This is a genomic window from Pseudomonas sp. SWI36 (assembly GCF_002948105.1).
GTDB classification, from domain to species: domain Bacteria; phylum Pseudomonadota; class Gammaproteobacteria; order Pseudomonadales; family Pseudomonadaceae; genus Aquipseudomonas; species Aquipseudomonas alloputida.
Genome location: NZ_CP026675.1, coordinates 2,025,184 through 2,041,468, shown reverse-complemented (window position 1 = coordinate 2,041,468; position 16,285 = coordinate 2,025,184). Strand labels below are relative to the sequence as shown.

Annotated in this window: 13 protein-coding genes and 1 pseudogene; 8 read left to right on the top strand and 6 right to left on the bottom strand. The window is 60.9% G+C overall.

Annotated features, from left to right (window positions below):
* The first annotated feature begins 41 nt into the window (after positions 1-41).
* The 3 genes from C4Q27_RS09945 to fdhA all read left to right on the top strand — a co-directional run bounded on the left by C4Q27_RS09945 (position 42) and on the right by fdhA (position 3,045).
* On the top strand, positions 42-674 hold the full coding sequence (locus C4Q27_RS09945; protein WP_003255677.1) for a sarcosine oxidase subunit gamma: 633 nt from the start codon (positions 42-44) through the stop codon (positions 672-674).
* 11 nt (positions 675-685) lie between these two features.
* Positions 686-1,543: a formyltetrahydrofolate deformylase gene (purU, locus tag C4Q27_RS09940; protein WP_016714526.1), complete on the top strand. Its 858-nt coding sequence runs from the start codon at positions 686-688 to the stop codon at positions 1,541-1,543.
* A 302-nt stretch (positions 1,544-1,845) separates the two neighbouring features.
* The gene (gene fdhA / locus C4Q27_RS09935) at positions 1,846-3,045 is read left to right on the top strand and encodes a formaldehyde dehydrogenase, glutathione-independent (protein ID WP_011953256.1); all 1,200 of its coding nucleotides are present in this window, start codon (positions 1,846-1,848) and stop codon (positions 3,043-3,045) included.
* Positions 3,046-3,205: 160 nt separating this feature from the next.
* Here the strand turns inward: fdhA and C4Q27_RS09930 are convergent, their stop codons facing one another.
* Positions 3,206-4,165 carry an RHS repeat-associated core domain-containing protein gene (locus tag C4Q27_RS09930; RefSeq protein WP_256600062.1) on the bottom strand — a complete coding sequence of 320 codons (960 nt, stop codon included), beginning with the start codon at positions 4,163-4,165 and terminating at the stop codon, positions 3,206-3,208.
* Between the two features lie 175 nt (positions 4,166-4,340).
* Between C4Q27_RS09930 and C4Q27_RS09925 the strand changes: the two are divergent.
* Positions 4,341-4,915: pseudogene (locus C4Q27_RS09925) on the top strand (DUF2780 domain-containing protein).
* A 96-nt stretch (positions 4,916-5,011) separates the two neighbouring features.
* Here C4Q27_RS09925 and C4Q27_RS09920 read toward each other — a convergent pair.
* Positions 5,012-6,361, bottom strand: a complete 1,350-nt coding sequence (locus C4Q27_RS09920; protein WP_104886798.1) for an APC family permease — start codon at positions 6,359-6,361, stop codon at positions 5,012-5,014.
* Between the two features lie 240 nt (positions 6,362-6,601).
* Complete coding sequence (locus C4Q27_RS09915) at positions 6,602-7,489, bottom strand: acyltransferase (RefSeq protein WP_014589394.1); 888 nt, start codon at positions 7,487-7,489, stop codon at positions 6,602-6,604.
* A gap of 182 nt (positions 7,490-7,671) precedes the next feature.
* On the opposite strand from C4Q27_RS09915, the gene C4Q27_RS09910 reads away from it, so the two are divergent.
* From C4Q27_RS09910 to creD, 4 genes are all read left to right on the top strand, one after another.
* On the top strand, positions 7,672-8,172 hold the full coding sequence (locus C4Q27_RS09910; RefSeq protein ID WP_014589395.1) for an ATP-dependent zinc protease: 501 nt from the start codon (positions 7,672-7,674) through the stop codon (positions 8,170-8,172).
* A gap of 132 nt (positions 8,173-8,304) precedes the next feature.
* Positions 8,305-8,985 carry a two-component system response regulator CreB gene (gene creB, locus C4Q27_RS09905; protein ID WP_019437093.1) on the top strand — a complete coding sequence of 227 codons (681 nt, stop codon included), beginning with the start codon at positions 8,305-8,307 and terminating at the stop codon, positions 8,983-8,985.
* Positions 8,985-10,421 (top strand): two-component system sensor histidine kinase CreC, encoded by a 1,437-nt coding sequence (gene creC, locus C4Q27_RS09900; RefSeq protein WP_064492512.1) that lies wholly within the window; start codon positions 8,985-8,987, stop codon positions 10,419-10,421. Before creB ends, creC begins: the two co-directional genes overlap by 1 nt.
* A 106-nt stretch (positions 10,422-10,527) precedes the next feature.
* Positions 10,528-11,856: a cell envelope integrity protein CreD gene (gene creD, locus C4Q27_RS09895; protein ID WP_064492513.1), complete on the top strand. Its 1,329-nt coding sequence runs from the start codon at positions 10,528-10,530 to the stop codon at positions 11,854-11,856.
* 165 nt (positions 11,857-12,021) lie between these two features.
* Here creD and C4Q27_RS09890 read toward each other — a convergent pair whose 3' ends face one another.
* From C4Q27_RS09890 to C4Q27_RS09880, 3 genes are all read right to left on the bottom strand, one after another.
* Positions 12,022-12,645, bottom strand: coding sequence for a glutathione S-transferase (locus C4Q27_RS09890; protein ID WP_019437095.1), 624 nt, complete (start codon positions 12,643-12,645; stop codon positions 12,022-12,024).
* Positions 12,646-12,648: 3 nt separating this feature from the next.
* Entirely contained in the window at positions 12,649-13,317 is a 669-nt protein-coding gene (gene msrA / locus C4Q27_RS09885) for a peptide-methionine (S)-S-oxide reductase MsrA (protein WP_010951691.1), read from the bottom strand.
* Between the two features lie 167 nt (positions 13,318-13,484).
* Positions 13,485-16,175: a bifunctional diguanylate cyclase/phosphodiesterase gene (locus C4Q27_RS09880; protein ID WP_014860927.1), complete on the bottom strand. Its 2,691-nt coding sequence runs from the start codon at positions 16,173-16,175 to the stop codon at positions 13,485-13,487.
* Positions 16,176-16,285: the final 110 nt, after the last annotated feature.

Below are 16,285 nucleotides of genomic sequence, written 5' to 3'. Positions count from 1 at the left end.
CAGGCATCGTGGTCGAATCCAGAATTCAAGGCAGGTAAGAAATGAGCGCTATCAACGTCTTCCAGCAAAACCCCGGCGCCGAGGCCAAAGCCCAGTCGCCACTGCACCATGCCGACCTGGCCAGCCTGGTAGGCAAAGGCCGCAAGAACGCAGGCGTGACCCTGCGTGAACGCAAGTTCCTCGGCCACCTCACCCTGCGCGGTGATGGCCACAACCCGGAATTCGCCGCCGGCGTGCACAAGGCCCTTGGCCTGGAGCTGCCCGTGGCGCTGACCGTGGTCGCCAACAAGGACATGTCGCTGCAATGGGTCGGCCCAGATGAGTGGCTGCTGATCGTGCCCGGCGGCCAGGAGCTGGCAGCGGAGCAAAAGCTGCGTGCGGCCCTTGAAGGCCAGCACATTCAGGTCGTCAATGTCAGTGGCGGGCAAAGCCTGCTGGAACTGCGCGGCCCGAACGTGCGCGACGTGCTGATGAAGTCCACCAGCTATGATGTTCACCCGAACAACTTCCCGGTGGGCAAGGCCGTGGGCACCGTGTTCGCCAAGTCGCAACTGGTGATCCGCCGCACTGCAGAAGACACCTGGGAGCTGGTGATTCGCCGTAGCTTCGCCGACTACTGGTGGCTGTGGCTGCAGGACGCTTCTGCCGAATACGGCCTGAGCATCGAAGCCTAAGGAGCAAGAACATGAGTCGGGCACCGGATACCTGGATTCTCACCGCCGACTGCCCGAGCATGCTCGGCACCGTCGACGTGGTGACGCGTTACCTCTTCGAGCAGCGCTGCTACGTGACGGAGCACCACTCCTTCGATGACCGGCAGTCGGGACGCTTCTTCATTCGCGTCGAGTTCCGCCAGCCGGACGATTTCGACGAGGCAGGCTTCCGGGCCGGCCTCGCCGAGCGCAGCGAAGCGTTCGGCATGGCTTTCGAGCTGACCGCACCCAACCACCGCCCCAAGGTGGTGATCATGGTGTCCAAGGCTGACCATTGCCTGAATGACCTGCTGTATCGCCAGCGTATTGGCCAACTGGGCATGGATGTGGTCGCGGTGGTGTCCAACCACCCTGATCTCGAACCGCTGGCGCAGTGGCACAAGATCCCTTACTACCACTTCGCCCTCGACCCCAAGGACAAGCCGGGGCAAGAGCGCAAGGTGCTGCAGGTGATCGAGGAGACTGGTGCCGAGCTGGTCATTCTTGCCCGCTATATGCAGGTACTGTCGCCCGAGCTTTGCCGTCGTCTGGATGGTTGGGCGATCAATATTCATCACTCGCTGTTGCCGGGTTTCAAAGGCGCCAAGCCTTATCACCAGGCGTACAACAAGGGCGTGAAAATGGTTGGTGCCACGGCGCACTACATCAACAACGACCTGGACGAAGGGCCGATCATTGCCCAGGGTGTCGAGGTGGTGGATCACAGTCACTATCCCGAAGACCTGATTGCCAAAGGGCGGGATATCGAATGCCTGACATTGGCGCGGGCGGTGGGTTATCACATCGAGCGGCGGGTGTTCCTGAACGCCAACCGGACTGTCGTTCTGTAGTAACCGGTACCGGCCTCTTCGCGGCTAAAGCCGCTCCTACAGGTACAGCACAGCCCTCGGGTTGGTGCGGTCCCCCGTAGGAGCGGCTTTAGCCGCGAAGAGGCCAGCACAGGCCGCCTCTCTGTTTGCCCATACTCCCCAGCGACACCCCTGCCGCTAAAAGGCATCTCCCTGTCGCTTCCAGTCAGTGCGTCCGGCGCCATCCGGCCCACAATTCCCTGCATTCCAGTAGTACATGCCGCCCACGGATGGCGGTGCTTCAACCAACGCTGCATAAATAATAATCAAGCGAGGTACAAGCAATGTCTGGCAATCGTGGAGTGGTATATCTCGGCGCCGGCAAGGTCGAAGTGCAACACATCGACTACCCGAAAATGCAGGACCCGCGCGGCAAGAAAATCGAACACGGCGTCATCCTGAAGGTGGTCTCCACCAACATCTGCGGTTCTGACCAGCACATGGTCCGTGGCCGCACTACTGCCCAGGTCGGCCTGGTCCTGGGCCACGAAATCACCGGTGAAATCGTCGAGAAGGGCCGCGACGTCGAGCGCATGCAGATCGGCGACCTGGTATCGGTCCCGTTCAACGTCGCCTGCGGTCGCTGCCGCTCCTGCAAAGAGATGCACACCGGTGTCTGCCTCACTGTAAACCCTGCCCGTGCCGGCGGTGCCTACGGCTACGTCGACATGGGCGACTGGACCGGCGGCCAGGCCGAATACGTGCTGGTGCCATACGCCGACTTCAACCTGCTGAAGCTGCCTGAGCGCGACAAGGCCATGGAAAAGATCCGTGACCTGACCTGCCTGTCCGACATCCTGCCCACCGGCTACCACGGCGCCGTAACCGCTGGCGTGGGCCCAGGCAGCACTGTCTACGTTGCTGGTGCCGGCCCGGTCGGCCTGGCCGCCGCGGCCTCGGCGCGCCTGCTGGGCGCCGCCTGCGTGATCGTCGGTGACCTCAACCCGGCCCGTCTGGCCCATGCCAAGTCGCAAGGCTTCGAAGTGGTCGACCTGTCCAAGGACACCCCGCTGCACGAGCAGATCGTCGACATCCTCGGCGAGCCGGAAGTGGACTGCGCCGTCGACGCCGTCGGCTTCGAGGCCCGTGGCCATGGCCACGAAGGTGCCAAGCACGAGGCCCCGGCCACCGTGCTGAACTCGCTGATGCAAGTGACCCGCGTGGCCGGCAACATCGGTATCCCGGGCCTGTACGTGACCGAAGACCCAGGCGCGGTGGATGCTGCAGCCAAGATCGGCGCGCTGAGCATCCGCTTTGGCCTGGGCTGGGCCAAGTCGCACAGCTTCCACACCGGCCAGACCCCGACCATGAAATACAACCGCCAGTTGATGCAGGCGATCATGTGGGACCGCATCAACATTGCTGAGGTTGTAGGTGTGCAGGTGATCAACCTGGATCAGGCGCCGGAAGGGTATGGCGAGTTTGATGCGGGTGTGCCTAAGAAGTTTGTGATCGACCCGCACAAGATGTGGGGTGCTGCGTAAAAAGCAGTTGTCTGACAAGAGCCCCTCAATTTGAGGGGCTTTTTTATATATAACTGATCAAAGTCCGCACTGGCGCACTGTAGATGCAGCCTTGCGCTGCGAAAGGGCCGCTGCCTTAAGTGTTGCACGCTCTCATTGATAATGGCTTGACATGAGTTTGCTAGTCGTACTTATCTGTTCGTTTGCTGTTGAACCAAAAGTGGCTTGGCGTGGATGCGGTGCTTCGAATGTTTCTATTTTGTTGCGCACCCTGCGAAGGCTTCCAGTATTCTACATCTTTTGCAATTTTATCTAATTCGATTGAATGCTCTTTTATTAGATCTTTCGATTGCTTCAAATAGGGGATTTGGTCATTACTGATATCTTCGAGGGTTTTTTCATGCTTGGCGGCATAGGCCTTATCTTTTCCTGATAGTGTTTGGCTGGGTTTTGAAGGCATTTTATTGATTAAATTTCTATTCCTATATAATCTATAAATATCAAGATTTCCTTCTTCGTCAAATGGGTCGAATAGTCCCATCTCTTTGCGCTCGTTGTTGAAGTCGGTGGCAGACTTATTGTAATTATTGATACGTTCAATTTTTTTGGCTTTTCGTCCAAAAAGATTTTTAAATGACTTAGATAGATTGAATGCCTTGTGCCCAGATGGATCGATATTGTTGATAGGGTCGTTCAAACAATATGCATAAGGATTCAATCCTCCGACCTCAAAGGGGCTAAGTGTGTCAGGGCTAGTAAATCGCCGTAGTCTTGGGTTGTATGTTCGATAGCCATTGCCCAATACATATCCTTGGAGAACCCTATCGAAGCGCTGTCCGCTGAATGCGAGTAATGTTGACAGGCTGTCGCTTTCAATATAGCCATAGGGTGAATATTTCATCGAGCCATGGCCTATGCCGAGTACGGAGTTAGCTCGATCTACCGACATTATTTTGGCTGTCTGTGCTTGATCTAATTGCGCCAGTTTTATGTTTTGTTCTGCTACTATCCGACCACTGTAATTTGTAGATATGAAGCTTGCTAAGTTACGATTTTTATAAAAGAATGTGATCCCGTCCTCCGTTATTCTTGGCTGCTCATTTGTACATGACGCCGCCGGCGCTATTGTCTCGTTACTCACGTTGCTCGTCATTTTCTGATGCCTCTGAGACGATTTGAGACTCTCAATCTGCGCTAATGTGCATAGGGTCACAACTGGCAAATTTGTCAGGTGACAGGCAGTTCGGAACAAACCCTGTAACAATCAGTCAAAGCAATCGTTTACTTGGCCATCCCGGCCAACGAGGTCCCTTCCGATGAAAGCAATCACCCTGGCAACCCTGATGACCCTGGCTGCAAGCCCGGTGTTCGCCTTCAACCTCAGCGACGCCGCCAACGCCGTGTCCGCCATGCAGAACCAGCAACAGCAGGGCCAGGTACAGGCACCCGAAGCGCAGGCCAATCTGCTCAACACCCTGGGCAGCCAGCTGAACATCACCCCGAACAGGCGGTAGGCGGAGCAGGAGCCATGCTGGGGCTGGCGCGCAACAACCTTAGCAGCGATGACTATGGGCAACTGACCAAGGCGGTGCCGGGCCTGGACCTGCTGGCCGGTGCAAATGCGCTGGGCGGGTTGAGTGGTTTGGGGGATTTGCTCGGCAAGAACAGCGAGAGCCAGTCAGCGCTGAGCAACGCACTGGGCAACAACGTGGAAAACCGTAGCGACCTGGACAATGCGTTCAAGGCGCTGGGGATGGATACCGGGATGATCGGGCAGTTTGCGCCACTGATTCTGCAGTATCTGGGGCAGCAGGGCATTGCCGGGTCGTTGTTGCAGAATCTGGGGAGTTTGTGGACTACCCCAGCGCCATTGGCCCAGCCTTCGGTCTGAGGATTCTAGCGACAGCCCTCAAGCCATGGGCTGAGTGCTGTAGGGGCGGCTTGCGTCGCGAAAGGGCTGCCCCCACAAAAGCGAAATTGCATCAGGTCAGACAGCTTCGGAGAAATCCACCAGGCGGACGGGGCGGCGGAAGCCTGCTGTCAGAACTGCCAGGTACGCAAGGCCCAAGGCAAACCAGCACAGGCCAATCACCAGCGTCAGCGCCGACAGGCTGGTCCACAGCCACAAGGTCAACCCCAGCCCTACCAGCGGCACCAGACCATAGCTCAGCAGGCCTATGAAGTTGCGCTGCGAGGCATCATCCATCAGGTGCGTTTTCACCACCGCCAGGTTCACCGCCGAAAACGCCACCAGCGCACCAAAGCTGATCAGCGAGGCGAGGGTAGACAGGTCGATGACCAACGCCAGCAGCGAGAACGCCGACACCAGCGCAATGGCGAAAACCGGCGTACCAAAGCGCGGCGACAGGTAACCAAAGCTGCGCCGTGGCAGCACGTTGTCACGCCCCATGGTGAACAGGATACGCGACACCGCGGCCTGCGAGGCCAGCGCCGAACCCAGGCTGCCCGCCACATAAGCAGCGGTGAAGAAGTTGGTGAGAAACTGCCCGCCAGCCTTGAACATCACTTCGTTGGCCGCTGCATCGGCATTGGCGAAGCTGCTGCCTGGCAGCACCAACTGGCTGACGTAAGCCAGCACGGTGAACAGCAACCCGGCGAACAGGGTGGTGAGGATGATCGCCCGTGGCACGTCGCGGCGTGCGTCGCGGCATTCTTCGGCCAGGGTCGATACGGCGTCGAAGCCCAGGAACGACAAGCACAACACCGCTGCGCCAGCCATCAGGTGGCCAAAGCCAGGTTTGCTGCCATCGCCGATTAGCGGCGACAGCAGGTCGAGCGGCTGGCCAGCCAATGTCTGGCAGGACAGCGCGACAAACACGCCAATGAACACGATCTGCGCGCCGACGATCAGGTTGCTGGTCTTGGCCACCGAGTTGATACCGACCACGTTCAGCACTGTCACCAAAGCGATGCATGCGAGCACGAAGGCCCAGGCAGGCACTGCGGGGAACGCAATGTTGAGAAACAGGCCGATCAGCAGGTAGTTGATCATCGGCAGGAACAGGTAATCCAGCAACAGCGACCAGCCGGCCAGGAAGCCGACATTGGGGCCGAAGGCCATGTTGGTGTAGGAATAGGCCGAGCCCGCGACCGGGAAGCGCTTGACCATGAAGCTGTAGGACGCGGCGGTGAACAGCATGGCCACCAGGGTGACCAGGTAGGCGCCGGCGGTGCGGCCACCGGTAAGTTCGGTGACGATGCCGTAGGTGGTGAAAATGGTCAGCGGGACCATGTACACCAGGCCGAAGAACACCAGGGCGGGGAGGCCGAGAACACGGCGAAGCTGGGCGGGGTTAGAGCTGGGTGGGTTGGCCATTGATCGATCCAGGCATTTTTGTAGTTGTGCTGTGGTCGATTTTTATCCACTTAGGTGGGGGAAGACAAAAAAGTAATCCTTATGCTGATTATTAGCCTGGGTTTTGATCGGATTCTGGCTATGGCAGGTCCGGCCTCTTCGCGGGTGAACCCGCTCCTACAAGGGGCAGCGCATGCCTGAATGAAGCGGTTGTAGGAGCGGGTTCACCCGCGAATGGGCCAGTTCAGGCGGCAGAAGGTCTCAGCCCATCTCCGCCCGCAGCTGCTCGATCCGCTGGTCCTTCGCCACCCACAACTGGTTCACCCAGGCCTGTACCGTCTGCCTGAACTCAGGATCATTCTCGTAATCCCCCGCCCACAACGCCGGGTCCAGCTCCCGCACCTGAATGTCGATAATCACCCGGCTAATGCTGCCATTGAGCAGGTCCCAGAACCCCGGCGCCTTATTACCGGGGTACACGATGGTCACATCCAGCAGGGCATCCAGCTGTTCGCCCAATGCCGCGAGCACAAACGCCACACCACCCGCCTTGGGCTTGAGCAGGTAGCGATACGGCGACTGCTGCTCCTGGCGCTTGGCTTCGGTAAACCGGGTGCCCTCCAGGTAATTGACCACGGTCACCGGCTGGCGCTTGAACAGCTCGCAAGCCGCCTTGGTGATTTCCAGGTCCTTGCCCTTGAGCTCCGGGTGCTTTTCCAGAAACGCCTTGCTGTAGCGCTTCATGAACGGGTAATCCAGCCCCCACCAGGCCAGGCCCAGCAACGGCACCCAGATCAGTTCCTTTTTCAGGAAGAACTTGAAGAACGGTGTACGGCGGTTGAGGCTTTCGATCAACGCCGGGATGTCGACCCAGGTCTGATGATTGCTCACGGCCAGGTACGAGGTGTCCTTGCGCAGGTTTTCCACACCGCGGATGTCCCACTGAGTAGGGATGCACAGGGCGAAGATGGCTTTGTCGATTTCCGACCAGGTTTCGGCCACCCACATCACCGCCCACGACGCGTAGTCGCGGCCACGGCCTGGCAACACCAGCTTGAGCAGGGCGAAGACCAGCAGCGGGCAGATCAATACCACAGTATTGAGCAGCAGCAGGGTGGTAGTGAGAATGCCGGTCAGCAGGCGACGCATAAAAAGACTCTTGTTGTGGGAGATAAACGGTTGGCAATGATAAGCAGGGCGGTCGTCTACGCCAAATGTCCAATGCCCGGCGGCGGGAACAAATGTTTCACGTTATGTTGTTTAGTCTTGTGAAAGCGAACCTATCTTGCCAGTGCAGTCTAAGCACTGACCCTTTTCAAGGAAGCCTGCCTGTGAAACCACTGCTAGCCCTGTTGTCATTGTTGGCGCTGCCGGTAATGGCCGCCGAGCCCACCCTCTACGGCCGTTACGAGAACATCGCCCTGCCCGAGCTGGGCGAAACCCTGAAAGCCAAGATGGACACCGGCGCCTTCACCGCGTCGCTGTCGGCCAAGGATATCGAGCTGTTCACCCGCGATGGCGACGAGTGGGTGCGCTTCCGCCTGGCGACCAAGGACTCGGACGGCAAGGTGTACGAGCACAAGGTCTCGCGCATCAGCAAGATCAAGGGCCGTGCCGATGAAGAGGACGAAGGGGATGCGCCAGAGGTCTCCAAGCGCCCGGTGGTCGACCTGGAGTTGTGCCTGGGGGATGTGAAGCGCACCGTCGAGGTGAATCTGGTGGACCGCAGCAACTTCAACTACCCGCTGCTGGTGGGTTCCAAGGCGCTGCGCGAGTTCAAGGCGGCGGTAAACCCGGCGAAGAAGTTCACTGCTGGCAAGCCAGGCTGTTGATTTGAAGCGGGCGCAATACAATGTAGCGAACACACATAATGTGGTGTCAGGCACCGGCTTCGCCGGTGTTCGCGGGCAAGCCCGCTCCTACACTGAGATGTGCCAACCTTCAAAACCGCAAGGCCGGACGCCATGCCCCATATCCTCATCGTCGAAGACGAAGCCGCCATCGCCGACACCCTGGTCTACGCCCTGCAGGCCGACGGTCACAGCACCGAGTGGGTAACCCTGGGCAGTGCCGCCCTCGACCAGCAGCGCCAGCGCCCGGCCGACCTGGTCATCCTCGACATCGGCCTGCCCGACATCAGTGGCTTCGAAACCTGTCGCCAGCTGCGCCGGTTCACCGAGGTGCCGGTGATGTTTCTCAGCGCCCGGGACGGTGAAATCGACCGCGTAGTAGGCCTGGAAATCGGCGCCGATGATTACGTGGTAAAACCTTTCAGTCCTCGTGAAGTGGCAGCGCGCGTTCGGGCGATCCTCAAACGCATGGCTCCGAGGGCCGAGGCTGCCGGCGGAACCACCTTGTTCCAGCTCGACACCCTACGCATGCAGATTACCTACCGCAGCCAGCCGCTCACGCTGACCCGGCATGAGTTCCGCTTGCTGCAATGCCTGCTCGAACAACCGCAGCGGGTGTTCAGCCGCGAACAGCTGCTCGACGCTTTGGGCGTGGCCTCCGACGTGGGCTATGAGCGCACCATCGACAGCCATATCAAGAGCCTGCGCGCCAAACTGCGCCAGGTAGCGGGTGATGCCGAGCCGATCCAGACCCATCGCGGCCTCGGTTACAGCTATAGCCCGGAGCACGCCTGATGCGCTTGGGTATTCGCATCTTCCTGGTGTACTTCCTGTTCGTCGGTTTGGCCGGTTACTTCTTGCTCAATACCGTACGCGAACAGATTCGCCCGGTAGTGCGCCAATCTTCCGAAGAAACATTGGTAGACACTGCCAACCTGCTGGCAGAAATCCTGCGGGATGACGTCAAGGCCGGCACCCTGAACCAGGGCCGCCTGCCCGAGGTGCTCGAGGCCTACGGCTCGCGCAGCCCGGGCGCACAGATCTGGGGGCTGGCCAAGAACCAGGTCAGCCACCGCATCTACGTCACTGACGCCAAGGGCATCGTGTTGCTGGACTCCAGCGGCGAGGCCCTGGGCAAGGACTACTCGCAGTGGAATGACGTGCTGCTGACCCTGCGTGGCCAGTATGGCGCCCGCTCTACCCGCAGCGACCCCAACGACGAAAGCACCTCGGTGATGCACGTTGGCGCGCCGATCATCGACAACGGCAAGATCATCGGCGTTGTCACCGTCGCCAAGCCCAATAGCTCATTGCAACCCTACATCGACCGCTCCGAGCGGCGCCTGCTCACCCTGGGGCTAGGGCTGATCGGCCTGGGCTTGCTGATCGGCGCGGCTCTGTCGTGGTGGCTTGCGCGCTCGCTGCGCAAGTTGGCAGGTTATGCGCAGGCGGTCAGCGAAGGTGAGCGTGCGGAGCTTCCGCATTACAAGGGCGGCGAGCTGGCGAACCTGGCACAGGCAGTGGAGCGCATGCGCACCCAGCTGGAAGGCAAGGCCTATGTCGAGCGCTACGTGCACACCCTGACTCACGAGCTGAAAAGCCCGCTGGCGGCCATCCGCGGTGCTTCCGAGCTGTTGCAGGGCGAGGACATGCCCGCTGATCAGCGGGCGCGCTTTGCCGGCAATATCGAGCGCGAGAGCGAGCGTTTGCAGCAGATGATCGAGCGGCTGCTCAACCTGGCCAGGGTCGAGCAGATGCAGGCGCTGGAGGACGAGCAGCAGGTGGCGCTGGCGGCGTTGGTCGATGAGTTGCTGCTGGCCCATGCGGCGCGTATCGAAGGCGCCCGTTTGCAGGTACGTCAGCGGGTGCCTGCCACTTTGCGCTTGCTTTGCGATCCGTTCCTGATGCGCCAGGCGTTGGCCAACCTGCTCGACAACGCACTGGACTTCACCCCGGAAGGGGGCACGCTGCTGTTCGACCTGGAGCGCGCTGGCGAACGCGTGGCGTTGAGTGTGTTCAACCAGGGGCAAGCGATACCGGCCTATGCCATCGGGCGGGTCAGCGAGCGGTTCTACTCGCTGCCGCGGCCCGGTAGCGGGCGCAAGAGCACCGGGCTGGGGCTGAACTTCGTGGCCGAGGTGATGCAACTGCACGGCGGGGCCTTGGCGGTGGACAACGTCGATGGCGGGGTACGGGTGCGGTTGTGGCTGCCGCTGCGGCGCATTAGCTGAGATAGCCGGGCTGCTCAGCAGTCTCAATTACACATAAATCACACACACGCTCCACAAAGCCTCCACGCAAGGCGCAGACACTGCGCCCACTGCCACAGGAGGCCACATGAACAAGACCCTCGGTTTCAAACTCGGCATGATCGCCATGCTGATGTTGCTGTTGCTCATCCCGCTGCTGCTGATCAACGGCCTGATCGACGAGCGCCAGGCCATGCGCGACGGTGTGCTGCGCGATATCGCCCAGAGCACCAGCTTCGATCAGCAACTCAGCGGCCCGCTGCTGGTGGTGCCGTACCGCAAGTACCAGCGCCGCTGGATCGAAAAGGACGGTGAGCGTACCCAGGAAACCAGCACCATCACCGGCCACCTGTACTTCCTGCCGGAAACCTTCGACGCCGACCTGGGTGTGGACACCGAACTGCGCGCCCGCGGCATCTACCAGGCCCGGTTGTTTCACACCAAAGGCCGTATCAGCGGCCGCTTCAAGCTCCCGGCGCATTGGGGCATCGACAAGGACTTTGACGACTACCGCTTCGACAAGCCGTTCCTGGTGGTGGGCATCAGTGATATCCGCGGTATCGAAAGTGCTCTGGAGCTGAGCATGGACGAGCAAAAAGTGCCGTTCGAGCCCGGCACCCAGCTCGACTGGATGCGCGGCGGCGTGCACGCCAGCCTGCCGGGGCTGGACGGGTTACAGGCGCGAACGTTCAGCTATGGCTTTGACCTGGCGCTGCAAGGTACCGGCCAGTTGCACGTGGTACCCGTGGGCCGTACCAGCAGCGTGGACATGCGCGCCAACTGGCCACACCCGAGCTTCGTCGGCAATTACTTGCCCAACCGCCGCGAAATCGATGCTCAAGGCTTCAGTGCCCATTGGCAAACCTCGTTCTTTGCCACCAACCTTGAGGATGCCATACGCCAGTGCGCTAACGCCGGGCAGTGTACGGATTTCAGTGAGCGCAGCTTTGGCGTGAGTTTTATAGACCCGGTGGACCAGTACCTGAAAAGCGAGCGGGCGATCAAATACGCGTTGTTGTTCATTGCCCTGACCTTTGCCGGTTTCTTCCTGTTCGAGGTAATGAAGAATCTGAGTGTGCACCCGGTGCAGTACATCTTGGTGGGCGTGGCGCTGGCGTTCTTCTATCTGTTGCTGCTGTCGTTGTCCGAGCACATTGGCTTTGGTTTGGCGTATGGGCTGTCGGCTTCAGCCTGTGTGCTGCTGATCGGTTTCTACCTGAGCCATGTGTTGCGCAGCCTGGGGCGAGGAGTGGGTTTTGCAGCGGGGTTGGCGGCGTTGTACGCGCTGCTCTACGGGCTGCTGAGTGCCGAAGACTATGCGCTGCTGATGGGGTCGTTGCTGTGTTTCGGTTTGCTTGGGGTGTTCATGGTGCTGACCCGGCGGCTGGACTGGGCGCGTGTGGGGAGGGTGGCATGAGGGAGGATAGAGAGATCGGGCGCTGGTTGGCGCTCAGGATCGGGCTGTTGTTTCCTGTGATACCGAGGTGAGGCCTTCGCGGGCACGCCCGCTCCCACAAGCCCACCACAGATAGCGCACACTGTGGAAAACCTTGTAGGAGCGGGTTTACCCGCGAAGGGGCCCTCAGGCCACTGGCGCCGTAGCGACCATCGATGGCCGCTTGACCACCTCGGCATACCACGCCGCCAACCCAGGCTGGCGCTCACGCCAGCCAAACCCGGGCTGACGCAGATCCAGATAGCCCAGCGCACAGGCCACGCCAATCGCCGCCAGGTCGAAGCCGGAGATCAGCTCCGGCAAGTGCTCCTGCTCAAGGTTGGCCAGGCTACGGCGGATCTTGTCACCCTGCGCCTGCAGCCAGCCATCCCAGCGCTTGTCTTCTGGCCGCAGGAAGCTCTCATAACGGCTCGACACCGCCGCATCCATGATCGCATCGGCCTGTGATACCAAGGTCATGCGCCGCCAGCGCGCCGAGCCTTCTCGTGGCAGCAGCGGCAGGCCTACGTGCTGCATGTCGAGGTACTCGCAGATTACCCGGCTGTCATGCAGCACGGTGCCGTCTTCCAGCCGCAGGGCCGGGATCTTGCCGATCGGGTTGTCCAGGTTGAGCTGCGGGTCGCCGCTCACCGGGCTGATGTTCACCGGCTGCAGCTGCACACGCTCAAGCTGGCCGGTCTCGTGTAACACCACCATGACCTTGCGCACGAAAGGCGACAACGGCGAGTGGAACAGGGTCATCGTGCTCATGCTTCAGTTACCTTGCAGGCTGGGTGGCAGGCACACGCCGGTGCCGCCGATGCCGCAGTAGCCGTCCGGGTTCTTGGCCAGGTACTGCTGGTGGTAGGCCTCGGCGAAATAGACGGTCGGTGCCTGGTCGATTTCGGTGGTGATCTCACCGAAGCCGGCCTTGCTCAGTTCGGCCTGGAAGGCGTCGCGGCTGGCCTTGGCCTGTTCCAGCTGTTCCGGGCTGGTGCAGTAGATGGCCGAGCGGTACTGGGTGCCGATGTCGTTGCCCTGGCGCATACCTTGGGTGGGGTTGTGCAGCTCCCAGAACATTGCCAGCAGTTCGCGGTAGCTGACCTTGTCCTTGTCGAACACCACCAGCACCACTTCGGTGTGGCCGGTCAGGCCCGAGCAGACTTCTTCGTAGGTAGGGTGCGGGGTGAAGCCGCCGGCGTAGCCGACAACGGTGCTGACCACACCTTCACGCTGCCAGAAGCGGCGCTCCGCGCCCCAGAAGCAGCCCAGGCCGAAGATGGCGAAGTCGATGGCGCCTTCGAAGAACGGGCCGAGCAGTGGGGTGTCTTTGAAGACGTAGTGGAACTCGGGCAGGCTCATTGGCGTGTCGCGGCCAGGCAGGGCCTGTTCCGCAGTGGGCATGACGTTTTTGTTCACCAGGATTTCCGAACGCAGGACCATGACCGTTCCTCTGTGTTTATTCAGTGGGGTAGGGGTTTGGGCCTTCGCGGGCATGCCCGCTGCCACAGGTACAGCACAGGTTCCAAAGGTTGTGGTTTCCTGTGGGAGCGGGCGTGCCCGCGAAAGGGCCCGAATGGCTTCTATAGTGCCCGAGGATTACGCAGCTGTCAGGCCACCGGGCCACGCGGATAGCGCTTCAGCCGTTCGGCCAGCTCGCGCCCGGGAATCGGCCGGTCGAACAGGTAACCCTGGCCCACGTCGCAGCGGTGACGGCGCAGGAACGCCAGCTGCTCTGGCGTCTCGATCCCTTCGGCCACCACCTTCAGCTTCAGGTTGTGGGCCATGGCCACCACCGCCGAGGTGATTTCCATGTCGTCCTGGTTGTCGGGGATTTCGTTGATGAAGCTGCGATCGATCTTGAGGATGTCGATCGGAAACTTCTTCAGGTAGCTCAGCGACGAATAACCGGTGCCGAAGTCGTCCATGGCCAAGGTCAGGCCCAGGGCCTTCAGTTCGTCCAGCTGGCGGTGGGTGTCTTCGCTGGCTTCCAGCAGCAGGCCTTCGGTCAGCTCCAGCTCCAGCAGGTGCGGGGGCAGGGCTTCTTCCTTGAGGATGGTGCTGATCGACGCCACCAGGTCCGGGTCGGAGAACTGTTTGGGCGACAGGTTGATGGCTACATGCAGGTTGCCCAGGCCGGCCTTGCGCAGTTGCTGGCTCATGCAGCACGCCTGGCGCACCACCCATTTGCCGATAGGGATGATCAGGCCGGTTTCCTCGGCCACGCTGATGAACTGGTCCGGGCGGATCATGCCGCGTTCGGGGTGGTTCCAGCGCAGCAGCGCTTCCAGGCCCAGCAGGCGACCGCTGCGCAGGCACAGCTTGGGCTGGTAGAACACGTCCAGCTCATTCTGGGTCAGGGCACGACGCAGGTTGTTCTCGACGAACAGCTTGTAGCTGGCTTCGGCGTTGAGCACTTCGGTAAACACCTGTACCTGGTGTTTACCGTTGGCCTTGGCCTTGTGCAATGCAAGGCCGGCATTCTTCATCAGGCTGGCCGGGTCGACGCCGTGCAACGGTGCACAGGCCAGGCCTACCGAGGCGGTGACGTTGATCAGCTGGTTGTCGACGAACATCGGCTTGTCGAGGGTGCACAATAACTGCTGGGCAACGCCTTGGCCATCTTCAAGGCTGGTGTCGTCGAGCAGCACGGCGAACTCGTTACTGGCAAAGCGCGCCAGGATGCCACCGCTGTGCAGGCTGTTGCGCAAACGCCTGGCCAGGCTGATCAGCAGCTTGTCGCCGGTCTGGTGGCCAAGGCTGTCGTTGATGCGCTTGAAGTTGTCGATGTCCACCAGCAGCAGGCACATCGAGCTTTCGCCATCGCGGGCGAAGCGCTCGTCCAGGCTGCGGATGAACGCCGGGCGGTTGCCCAGGTTGGTGAGGTTGTCGGTGTAAGCCAGGCGCTCGATGCGTTGTTGGGCCAGCTTGGTCTGGGTGACGTCTTCGTAGATGCCGATGTAGTGGGTCAGTTCACGGTTGTCACCGTACACCTTGGAAATCGACAACTGGCCCCAGTACGGCTCCAGGTTTTTGCGCCGGCTCTTGAACTCGCCCTGCCAACTGTTGCCCATGGCCAGGCTCGACGGCGAGTCGAACAGCAGTTCGCTGAGGTTCTCCAGTGCCGGTAGCTCACCCAGCTGGCGGCCCTGCACTTCGTCGGTACTGTACTGGGTGATGGCGGTGAAGCTGGGGTTGACGTACTCCACCCGGCCGTCGCGGTTCACCAGCAGGAAGGCGCTGGCGCTCTGCTCGACCGCACGCTGGAACAGGTGCAGGGCGCTGGCCGCGGCCCGTCGTTTGTGGTTTGTGATCACTTGGGCGAACTGGTCGGCCAGCTCACCGGCAAAGGCAATCTCGTCCGACTGCCAGGCCCTTGGCTGGCCGGTTTGCTCCAGGCACAACACGCCGATCACCTGGCCATCGACACGGATGCTGGCGTCGAGCATGGCCTTGTTTTCCGGGCGCATGCTTTGCGCCAGGGCGCGGGTGCGCGGGTCGTGGCCGGCGTTGTGAGCGTCGATGGCGCGGCTTGCGTGCAGTGCATCCAGGTAGTCGGGGAAGCGGCTGGCATCGATGGCTTCGGGCTGGCGGTGCTCCTGTGCATCGCGGTACCAGGCGATGATCGGTTCCAGGCGTTGGTCTTCCAGGTGCCAGATGCTGGCGCTGTCGACCTTGTAGATTTCGCAGGCGCTCTGGGTGATCAGCTGGGCCGCTTCGAGCAGCGAGTTGCCCGCGCTGTAGCGATGGCGGGCGAGGCGCAGGATAAGGTCCTGCTGGCCGCGCACCCGCTCCAGGTGCTCCAGTTGTTCTTGCTGCGTGCGCTGGTTCAGTTGCAGGGCCAGTTGCAGGCGGTTGTTGCGTGACTCCAGGTCGCTGGCGCCGGGTTCGCCGGTCTCTTCCTGCTGGTCATCGAGCACGCTCAGGTAGCCGCGCAACAGCTGGCGGTTGTGTTGCTTGTAGGCTTCACCCGCTTCCAGCAGGCGCAGCGAGGTGCTCGGCGTGTGCAGGGTGTAGCGCACGCGATAGTAGCCGCGCTGGGCCAGTTGCAACTGGATTTCGTCGTGCAGCCGGTAGCGTGCTTCGGGTTCCATCAGGCTGGCGTAGGGCGCGTCAATCAGGGCACACAGCTCGCCGGTTTTCAGGCCGAACTGGCGCTCACAGGCTGGGTCAAGGTAGAGCATGGCCCAGGTGGCTTCGTTGAGCCTTTCGAAACGCAGCATGCCGAGCCGCGAGGGCACGGGTAACTGTGTCACGACCTCGGCCGCCACACGGCTGGCGGCATCGGGTTGGCTTTTCATCGAAGACTCGCTTGAAGAGGGAACGCTGCCTTGTGGCTGCGGCGGATTTGGCAAGGTTGCATCATGTCCCGAGGGCTGGCAAGCGGCCATGCTTGATGCTGTGGACAGGT